The organism is Streptomyces anatolicus, from assembly GCF_019400875.1.
Lineage (GTDB): Bacteria > Actinomycetota > Actinomycetes > Streptomycetales > Streptomycetaceae > Streptomyces > Streptomyces anatolicus.
Window position 1 is genome coordinate 1 of the sequence record NZ_WMBF01000547.1, and the last position, 3,931, is coordinate 3,931.

The 3,931-nt window shown below is 68.3% G+C and carries 3 protein-coding genes; all 3 read left to right on the forward strand.

Going from position 1 to position 3,931, the window contains the following annotated elements:
• The coding region (locus tag GKQ77_RS29280; protein ID WP_219692115.1) for an amino acid permease at nt 1-1,327 on the forward strand (1,327 nt) is incomplete at its 5' end.
• 158 nt (nt 1,328-1,485) lie between these two features.
• Nucleotides 1,486-2,934, forward strand: a complete 1,449-nt coding sequence (locus tag GKQ77_RS29285; protein ID WP_219692117.1) for an amino acid permease — start codon at nt 1,486-1,488, stop codon at nt 2,932-2,934.
• A gap of 191 nt (nt 2,935-3,125) precedes the next feature.
• A complete protein-coding gene (locus tag GKQ77_RS29290) occupies nt 3,126-3,776 on the forward strand; it encodes a superoxide dismutase (RefSeq protein ID WP_125512788.1) in 651 nt (216 codons plus the stop codon).
• Nucleotides 3,777-3,931: the final 155 nt, after the last annotated feature.

Here is a 3,931-nt window from a genome sequence, read left to right on the forward strand (position 1 = left end):
GCACCTCACCATGCTCGGGTTGGGCGGGGTCATTGGTGCCGGGCTCTTTGTCGGGTCAGGGGCGGGGATCGCGGTCGCGGGGCCCGGGATCGTCGTCTCGTATCTGATCGCGGGCGCGCTCGCGATGTGCGTGATGCGGATGCTGGGCGAGATGTCGGCGGCGATGCCCGCGTCGGGCTCCTTCTCCGTGCACGCGGAGCGCGCGCTCGGCCGCTGGGCCGGGTTCAGCGTCGGCTGGCTCTACTGGTTCCTGCTCGTGGTCGTGCTCGCCGTGGAGGCGACCGGCGCCGCGCAGATCGCGCACGGCTGGGCGCCGGCGGTCCCGCAGTGGGCCTGGGTGCTGATCTTCATGCTGGTCTTCACCGGCGCCAACCTCGCGGCGGTGAAGAACTTCGGCGAGTTCGAGTTCTGGTTCGCCGCGCTGAAGGTCTTCGCGATCGTGGCGTTCCTGGTGCTCGGGCTGCTCGCGATCTTCGGGGTGCTCCCGGACACCGAGCCCGTCGGCTTCACCCATCTCAGCGGCGACGGCGGTTTCCTGCCCCATGGGTGGGAGGGCGTGATCTCCGGCGTACTCGCCGTCGTCTTCGCCTTCGGCGGCCTGGAGGTCGTCACGATCGCGGCCGCCGAGTCCGACGACCCGGTCCGCTCGGTCGCCCGCGCGGTGCGCAGCGCCGTCTACCGCATCCTCTTCTTCTACGTCGGTTCGATGCTGGTCATCGTGACGGTCCTGCCGTGGACCGCGCAGCAGGCCGGGGTGAGCCCCTATGTGACGGTCCTGGACTCGATCGGCGTGCCGTCCGCCGGGACCATCATGAACATCGTGGTGTTCGTGGCCCTACTCTCGGCGTTGAACGCCAACCTCTACGGGTCCTCCCGGATGGTCTTCTCCCTCGCCGAGCGCGGCGAGGCCCCGAGCGCCCTCCTGAAGGTCTCCGGCGGTGGGGTCCCGCGCCGCGCGGTCCTCGCCTCGGTCGCTTTCGGCTTCGTATCGGTCGTACTCAATCTGAAGTGGCCGGACTCGGTCTTCCTCTACATGCTCAACTCGGTCGGCGCGGTGCTGCTGTTCGTCTGGGCGCTGATCGCGGTGTCCCAGCTGCGGCTGCGGCGGCGCATCGAGCGCGAGGCCCCGGAGCGGCTGGTGCTGCGGATGTGGGCGTTCCCGTATCTGACCTGGGCGGCGCTGGTCGCGATGGCCGCCGTACTCGGTCTGATGCTCAACGACGACGGGGCGCGGCCGCAGCTGCTGTGGTCGGCGGGGGCGACGGGGCTCGTGCTTGCGGTGGCGGGGCTGCGGGAGTGGCGTGTGGGCGGCGTGGGCCGGGCGTGAAGTTTGTGTGAACGTGGCGTGTTCGTTTCTTCACGACGTGTAGGCGTCGTGTCCGTATAGCGGTCAGCCATTCCCTGTCAGCGGTGCCGGACTTCAGACTGTGGGCCCGCTCGACCCCCCACTCGTCCCCCGTCTCGGCTAGTGAACAGGGCCCGCCCATGTCTCGGACGTCCACCTCCAAGGACGCAGCATCAGCGCCTGACCCGGCAGCATCTGATGCGGCACCCGCGGCCGACTCCCCGCTCGTCCACGGCCTCAAGCAGCGGCACCTCTCCATGATCGCCCTCGGTGGCGTGATCGGCGCCGGGCTCTTCGTGGGCTCCGGGGCGGGCATCGCCGCGGCGGGGCCCTCGATCGTCCTCGCCTACGCGATATCCGGCGCGCTCGTCATGCTCGTCATGCGCATGCTGGGCGAGATGTCGGCCGCCAACCCGGCCTCGGGCTCCTTCTCCGTCCACGCCGAGCGGGCCATCGGCCCCTGGGCGGGCTTCACCGCGGGCTGGGGCTTCTGGTTCCTGCTCTGCGTCGCCGTCGGCCTTGAGGGCATCGGCGCCGCGAACATCATGGTGGGCTGGTTCCCCGACACGCCGCAGTGGGCGTGGGTCGCCCTGTTCATGCTGGTCTTCAGCGGGGCGAACCTGACGGCGGTGAAGAACTTCGGCGAGTTCGAGTTCTGGTTCGCCGCCCTGAAGGTCGGCGCCATCGCGCTCTTCCTCGGCATCGGCGTCCTCGCGATCCTCGGCATCCTGCCCGGCTCGGACACCCCGGCCCCCGGCCTCGGGAACCTCACCGGCGAGGGCGGCTTCATGCCGAACGGCACGGACGGCCTGATCATCGGCCTCCTCGCCTCCGTCTTCGCGTACGGCGGCCTGGAGACCGTGACCATCGCGGCCGCCGAGTCCAAGAACCCGGTCCAGAGCGTCGCCAAGGCCGTACGTACGGCGATGTGGCGCATCGCCCTCTTCTACGTCGGCTCCATGCTCGTCGTCGTCACGCTGCTGCCGTGGGACGACAAGGAAGTCGTCGCCAAGGGCCCCTACGTCGCCACGCTCGACCACCTCGGCATCCCCGGCGCCGGTCAGATCATGAACGTCATCGTCCTGATCGCCCTGCTCTCCGCGATGAACGCCAACATCTACGGCGCCTCCCGCATGTCGTACTCCCTGATCGAGCGGGGCCAGGGCCCCAAGGCCCTCGGCCGCGTCTTCAACGGCGTGCCTCGCCTCGCCGTCCTCGCCTCCTCGGTCTTCGGCTTCGTCTGCGTGCTGCTCAGCTACTGGAGCCCCGACAAGGTCTTCCCCTGGCTGCTCAACATGATCGGCGCGATGATCCTGGTCGTCTGGATCTTCATCGCCGTCTCGCAGCTGCTCCTGCGGCGCAGGACGGAGCGGGACGAGCCGCAGAAGCTGGTCGTCAAGATGTGGGCGTACCCGTTCCTCACCTGGGTGGCGCTGGCCGGAATGGCGTACATCTTCTACTTGATGACGGAGCAGCCGGACACGCGGAAGCAGCTGCTGGCGACGGGCGCCCTGACGCTCTGCCTCGCGGTGGTCGGCTTCGTACGCCAGAAGATGGCGGAGCGCTCGGTGACCGCCGTCGCCGAGTAGGACATCGATACGGACGCGAAGGGGCCCGGGGTCGTCATCGACCCCGGGCCCCTTGGCATATCCGGCGTACCCGGCGGTCCTAGGACGAAGGGCTGATCAACTTCCCGGGACTCCTGCTGCTAGCCTGCACTTGCATAGAGGTTGCAATAAGCGCTTGGAACAAGCAGAGCAGCAGTCGGAGGGCTCGGACCATGGCCATTTACACGCTTCCTGAACTTCCGTACGACTACGCGGCGCTCGAGCCGGTCATCAACCCGCAGATCATCGAGCTGCACCACGACAAGCACCACGCGGCGTACGTCAAGGGCGCGAACGACACCCTTGAGCAGCTGGAGGAGGCGCGCGACAAGGAGACGTGGGGCGCCATCAACGGCCTGGAGAAGAACCTGGCCTTCCACCTCTCCGGCCACATCCTGCACAGCATCTACTGGCACAACATGAACAGCCCCAAGGACGGTGGCGGCGGTGAGCCGCTGGCCGCCGACGGTGTCGGCGAGCTGGCGGACGCGATCGCCGAGTCCTTCGGCTCCTTCGCCAAGTTCAAGGCCCAGCTGACCAAGGCCTCGGCGACGACGCAGGGCTCCGGCTGGGGCGTGCTCGCCTACGAGCCGCTCAGCGGCCGCCTCATCGTCGAGCAGGTCTACGACCACCAGGGCAACGTCGGCCAGGGCTCCACGCCGATCCTGGTCTTCGACGCCTGGGAGCACGCCTTCTACCTCCAGTACAAGAACCAGAAGGTCGACTTCATCGAGGCCATGTGGCAGGTCGTCAACTGGCAGGACGTCGCCAAGCGTTATGAGGCCGCCAAGCAGCGTGTGAACAGCCTGCTGCTGGCTCCCTGAGGCCTGGACGCCCTGAGGCGTCCCGCCCCGTGTGAACGCCCTGCCTCGTGATCGTCTTCTCAACTTTCGCCGGGGCAGGCGGATGGACGAAAGGCCCCCGTGAGGACGTGACTCACGGGGGCCTTTCGGTTGTTCTGGGGGGGTAGCTCTGGGGG

What these genes read in the sequence shown, in the direction of transcription:
- GKQ77_RS29285 (WP_219692117.1), top strand. Translation starts at nt 1,486, where the DNA reads ATGTCTCGGACGTCCACCTCCAAGGACGCAGCATCAGCGCCTGACCCG.
- GKQ77_RS29290 (WP_125512788.1), top strand. Translation starts at nt 3,126, where the DNA reads ATGGCCATTTACACGCTTCCTGAACTTCCGTACGACTACGCGGCGCTC.